The organism is Streptosporangium sp. NPDC050148 (genome assembly GCF_055586505.1).
The window spans coordinates 1-6258 of record NZ_JBVJIA010000072.1 but is presented as its reverse complement, the minus strand read 5'-3'; the positions used below and the strand labels follow the sequence as shown (position 1 = coordinate 6258).

Annotated in this window: 2 protein-coding genes; both read right to left on the bottom strand. The window is 72.8% G+C overall.

Features of this window, described 5'->3' with window-relative positions:
- The coding region (locus tag ACZ6RT_RS37345; protein WP_470158842.1) for a type I polyketide synthase at positions 1 to 4109 on the bottom strand (4109 nt) is incomplete at its 3' end.
- 19 nt (positions 4110 to 4128) lie between these two features.
- The coding region (locus ACZ6RT_RS37340) for a beta-ketoacyl reductase (protein ID WP_470158840.1) at positions 4129 to 6258 on the bottom strand (2130 nt) is incomplete at its 5' end.

Below are 6258 nucleotides of genomic sequence, written 5' to 3'. Positions count from 1 at the left end.
ACCCGACCAACCCCCCACACCCCCACCACATGACGCGCCACCAAACCCCCCAACACCCCCGTACCACCAGTGATCAACACCGCACCATCCGGGTCCAGGGTGATCTCGTCGGGGACCGCGCTCACCCGGGCCAGTCTCGGCGCGTGGAAGGTTCCTCCGCGTACCGCGAGCTGCGGTTCGTCGGACGGCAGTACCGCGGGGAGCTCCGCACCCTCCTCGAGGTCCAGCAGGGTGAACAGGCCGGGGTGCTCCTCCTGGGCCGAACGCACCAGCCCCCACACCGCCGCGCCCACCGGATCGGCGATCTCACCGTCGCCCACCGACACCGCGCCGCTGGTCACCACCGTCAGGCGCGACGACGCCGACCGCTCGTCGGCCAGCCACCCCTGGATCGCCTCCAGCGCCTCCCCGATGGCCTCCCGCACCGACGACAGCGGATCGGCGCCGCCCCGCGCGATCCGCTTCACCACCGCGACACCCTCCCCCTCCCCCGTCACCGGCGTCCACTCCACCCGGAACAGGAAGTCGGGAGAATCGGCCGCGCGGAGCTGCCGTTCGGAGACCGCCCGCAGGGTGAGGGACTCGACCGAGGCCACCGGCTCCCCGGTCTCGTCGGCGAGGTCCAGGGTCAGTGAGTCCGGTCCTGACGGCGTCAGCCGTACGCGCAGGGTGCTCACCCCGGCGGACCGCAGCGACACCCCCGCCCAGGAGAACGGCAGCCGGACCTCGTCCGCCCGCTCCGGTGCGGCCGCGCCGCCCGCGTGCAGGGCGGCGTCCAGGAGTGCCGGGTGCACGCCGAACCGTTCGGCCTCGGCTCGGAACGGCTCGGAGAGGGCGACCTCGGCGTAGACGTCGTCCCCGTGCCGCCAGACGGCTCGCAACCCCTGGAAGACCGGGCCGTAGGCGTATCCCCGCTCGGCCAGCCGCTCGTAGAAACCGTCGATCTCCACCGGTTCGGCACCGGCCGGGGGCCAGGCGGCCATGGTCGCGCGCGGCTGCGGGGAACCCGGGGCGAGCAGGCCGGAGGCGTGACGGACCCACGCCTCGTCCGTCTCCTCCGGCCGCGAGTGCACCGCCACGGTACGCAGGCCCGCGCCGTCCGCCGCGCCCACGACCACCTGTATCCGGCGTCCGCCGTGCTCGGGCAGGACAAGTGGTGCTTCCAGGGTGAGTTCCTCGAGCCGGCGGCAGCCGACCCGCTCACCGGCCTGACACGCCAGTTCCACGAAGGCGGTGCCGGGCAGCAGCACCGTGTCCAGCACGACGTGGTCCGCGATCCACGGCTGGGCGTCCCGGGACAGGCGACCGGTCAGCACCAGGCCGTCCCCCTCGGCCAATGACACCACCGCCCCCAGCAGCGGATGCCCCGCCGACGACAGCCCCGCACCGGAAAGATCGGTCTGCCTTGTCGGCTCCAGCCAGTACCGCTGCCGATCGAAGGCGTACGTCGGCACGTCCACCGGACGTGCCCCATCACCGCCTGCGGTCTGGAAGTAGGCCGCCCAGTCGACCTGCGTCCCGGCCACGAACGCACCGGCGACGGCGCTCACCACCGTCTCGGGCTCGGGCCGGTCCCCGCGCAGCAGTGGGAAGAACGACGTCTCGGCCAGGCTGTCCTGACCCATGGCCGACAGCACCCCGTCCGGGCCCAGCTCGATGAACCTGCCGATCCCCAGCGAGGCCGCATGCGTCAAAGCGTCGGCGAAACGAACCGCACCCCGCACCTGGTCGGCCCAGTAATCGGCCGAGAACTCCGTCACCGGCTCACCGGTCAGGTTGGAGATCACCGGGATCGAGGGGGACCGGTAGGTCAAACCCTCGGCGATGCGGTGGAAGTCCCGCAGCATCGGCTCCATCCGGGCCGAATGAAAGGCATGGCTCACGCGCAGACGACGGCTCTTACGTCCCCGGGAGGTGAGCGTGTGCGCCAAGGCTGCGACAGGCTCCTCATCACCGGAGACGACCACCGCCTGAGGACCGTTGACCGCTGCGATCGACACGCCGTCGGTGAGAAGCTCCGACACCTCCTGCTCGGTGGCCTGAAGCGCGATCATCACCCCACCGGCAGGAAGTTCCTGCATCAACCGGCCCCGTGCCGCCACCAGCGCGCACGCATCCTCCAGCGACATCACCCCTGCCACATGAGCCGCCGCCAGCTCACCCACCGAATGCCCCACCACGACATCCGGCCGCACCCCCCACGACTCCAGCAACCGGAACAAGGCCACCTCGAGCGCGAACAACCCGGCCTGAGCGAACACCGTCCGATCGAGCACCCCGTCCTCGGAGGCGAACACCACCTCCCGCACCGAAGGAACCCCAAGGTGCCCATCCAGCAGGGACGTCACCTCGTCGAAAGCACGGGCGAACACCGGGAAGGACCCGTACAACTCCCGCCCCATCCCCACCCGCTGCGAACCCTGACCGGTGAACAGGAACCCCGACCCGTCCGGCTCGGCCGTCCCGGTCAGCACCCCGGCCGTCCCACGCCCGGCGGTCAGGGCGTCCAGGCGCTCCGCCAGTTCCGTACGGTCCCGTCCCAGCACCACCGCACGGTGCTCGAACACCGAACGGCCCCTGGCCAGCGACCAGCCCACGTCCACCGGATCGGCGTCCACCAGTTCCGGCAGCCGTTCCACCAGCCTGTCCAGCGCTCCCGGAGAACGCGCCGACACCACCCACGGCACCACCGGCACGTCCCCGCCCCCGGCTGGTACCTCGGTCACCGGTTCCTGCTCCAGGATCACGTGGGCGTTCGTCCCGCTGAAGCCGAAGGAGGAGACGCCCGCGCGGCGCGGCGCCCCGGTCTCGGGCCACGGCATCGACGAGGTGGGCAGCGCTATCCCCCCGCCCGCCCACTCCACGTGAGGGGTGGGGTTCTCGGCGTGGAGCGTACGGGGGAGGATGCCGTGCCGCATGGCCATGACCGTCTTGATGACCCCGGCGACACCGGAGGCGGCCAGGGTGTGACCGGTATGGGACTTGAGCGTGCCGAGCCAGAGCGGCCGGCCGGCGGGACGCTCAGCGCCGTAGGTCGCCATGAGCGCGCGGGCCTCCACCGGATCGCCGAGCGGCGTACCGGTGCCGTGGGTCTCGACCATGTCGATGTCCGCGGCGGTCAGCCCGGCGTTCGCGAGCGCCAGCCGTACGACCTGCTGCTGGGCGACGCCGTTGGGCGCGGTGAGGCCGTTGGACGCGCCGTCCTGGTTGAGCGCGGAACCCCGGACGACCGCCAGCACCCGGTGGCCGTTGCGCCGGGCGTCGGAGAGCCGTTCCAGCACCACGATGCCCACGCCCTCGGCCATGCCCATGCCGTCGGCGTCGGCGGAGAAGGCCTTGCACCTTCCGTCGGGGGAGAGCACGCGCTGGCGGCTGAGCTCCACGAACGAACCCGGGGTGGACAGTACGGTGACGCCACCGGCCAGGGCGAGGGAGCAGTCCGACTGGCGCAGGGCCTGGCAGGCCAGGTGGAGTGTGACCAGCGAGGTCGAGCAGGCCGTGTCGACGGTGATGGCAGGGCCTTCGAGCCCGAGCGTGTAGGCGATCCGTCCCGAGGCGATGCTGGGCACGACGCCGGTCGCGACGTGTCCTTCGACGTTCGCCGGTGCCTGCTGGAACAGCGGGCCGTACTGGTGGTGGTTGATGCCCACGAAGACGCCGGTCCGGCTGCCGCGCAGCGAGGACGGGGCGACCCCGGCCCGTTCGATCGCCTCCCAGGAGGTCTCCAGCAGCAACCGCTGCTGCGGATCCATCGCCAGCGCCTCACGCGGAGAGATCCCGAAGAACGCGGCGTCGAACCGGTCGGCGTCGCCGAGGAAGCCCCCGGTACGCGTGTAGGACGACCCCGACGCGTCGGGGTCGGGGTCGTACAGGTTCCCGAGGTCCCAGCCCCGGTCGGCGGGGAAGTCACCGGCCGCCTCGCGGCCCGCGGCGACGAACTCCCACAGGTCCTCGGGGGAGCGCACGCCTCCGGGGAGGCGGCACGCCATCGCGACGATCGCGATCGGCTCCCGGTGGCCGTCCTCGACCTCCTTCAGCCGCCGGTTGGCCTTGCGCAGCTCACCGGTGACGCGCTTGAGATATTCGCGCAGCCTGTCCTCGTCCGCCACTGCGGCTCCTCCCCTGTTCCTACGCGCCGAGTTCGCGGTCGATGAGGTCGAAGATCTCGTCGTCGGTGGCCGACGTGAGGTCCTGGTCGTCACCGTCCCCGTCCGGAGCCCGGTTCTCGTCGTTCAGCCTCGCCAGCAGCGCGGACAACCGTTCGGCGACGAGCGAGCGCTCACCGTCGCCCAGGGCCGCGACCGCGGCCTCCAGCCTGTCGAGTTCGGCGTGCACCGACGGCTCGTCCCCCAGGAGCAGCGACCGCAGGTGCGCTGCCAGCGCCGCCGCGTTCGGATGCTCGAACACCATCGTCACCGGCAGGCGCAGGCCGGTCGCGGCGTTGAGCCGGTTGCGCAGCTCCACCGCGGTCAGGGACTCGAAGCCGAGTTCCTTGAACGCCCGGTCCACGCCGATCGCCTGGGGCGAGGCGTACCCCAGCGCCTCGGAGACGTGGGTGGTCACCAGGCGCAGCAGCTCCCGCTCCTGCTCGGCGGGCGGCATCGCGGCCAGGCGCCGGGCGAACGTCCCGTCCGGGGCACCGGTCTCCACCACGGTCCGCCGTACGCCGACGAGCTCGGCGAGCAGGGGCCGGGAGCGGGCCGAGGTGAAGGTCGAGGTGAAGACCTCCCAGTCCACGTCGGCGACGGCGGCGAAGGCCGGGCGTTCGGCGAGGACGCGCTCCAGCCTGTCCAGGGCGGTCCCGGGGTCGAGGAACGGCAGGCCCTGGCGGCGCAGGCGTTCCTCGTCGACCTCCTCGGGAAGGCGTTCGCTGTCCCAGACCCCCCAGGCGACGGAGATCGGCGCGTGCCCGTGGCGGCTCCTGCCGTACGCGGCGTAGGCGTCGAGGAAGGCGTTCGCCGCGGCGTACGCGCCGTGGTCACCGCTGCCCCAGACTCCCGCGATGGAGGAGAACAGGACGAAGGCGTCCAGGTCGTCGTGGTCGAGCAGCTCGTCCAGGTGCACGGCTCCGTTCACCTTGGCGGCCGTCGCCTCGGCGAACTCCGCGACCGTGGTCTCGGCCAGCGAGGCCAGGCGCGCGGCGCTCGCGGCGTGTACCACCGTGCGCAGGACGTGCCCCTCGGAACGGAGCCGGTCGAGGAGGGAGGCGACCTCCGCGCGGTCGGCGACGTCGCAGCTCACGATCTCGACGGTGACGCCCAGCTCACCGAGCTCCCGCTCCAGCTTCGCCGCCCCTTCCGCGGCGGGTCCGCGGCGACCGGCCAGGACGAGGTGCTCGGCGCCGCGTCCCGCGAGCCAACGGGCGATGTGGGGTGCCAGCGCGCCGGTGCCACCGGTGATGAGCGCGGTGCCGGAGGTCCGGAACCCGGCGGGAGCGGTGATCGGTGCCCTGACCAGGCGCCGTACCAGGATGCCCGTGTCGCGGATCGCGACCTGGTCCTCCTCGTCGAGTCCCGCCAGTACGCCGCAGAGCCCGTCCCAGGCGGTCGCGTCCGGTGCGCCGGGCAGGTCCACCAGCCCGCCCCAGGTCCGGGGGTGTTCCAGTGCGGCCACCCGCCCGAGGCCCCAGGTCTCGGCCTGGACGGGCCGCCGGACCGGGTCGTCCGGGCCGGTGGAGACGGCGCCGGAGGTGACCGACCACAGCGGGGAGGTCCATCCGGTGCCGGCCAGCGCCTGGATCAGGGTCAGCGTCCCCGCCACGCCGCCGGGGACGGCCGGGTGCCGGGGGTGGGGGCGTTCGTCGAGGGCGAGCAGGGAGAGCAGACCGGCCGGTTCGGCATGCTCGGCCAGCCTCCGGGTGAGCGTGTCGCGGTCGTCCGTACCGCCGACGGTGAGGATCGTGGGCCGGGCGCCGTGCCGTTCGAGCGCCTCCGTGGCCGCCCCGACGAGGTCGTGGTCGTGGTCCTCGGGGACGACCAGCAGCCAGTCACCGGACAGGGCGCCGGTCGCGGGGGACGAGGCCGCGGGCCGCCAGGCGATGTCGTATCCCCAGGTGTCCGTGACCGGGGCCTCACCGCGATCGGACGGCAGCAGCCAGTAGCGTTGGCGTTGGAAGGGGTAGGTCGGCACGTCCAGATACGGCGGCGCGTCACCGAAGGCCGGACTCCAGTCGACCTCGACACCGTGCACGTGCGCCTCGCCCAGCGACAACAGGACCCGTTCCATGCCGCCCTCGTCACGGCGCAGCGTGCCCACCGC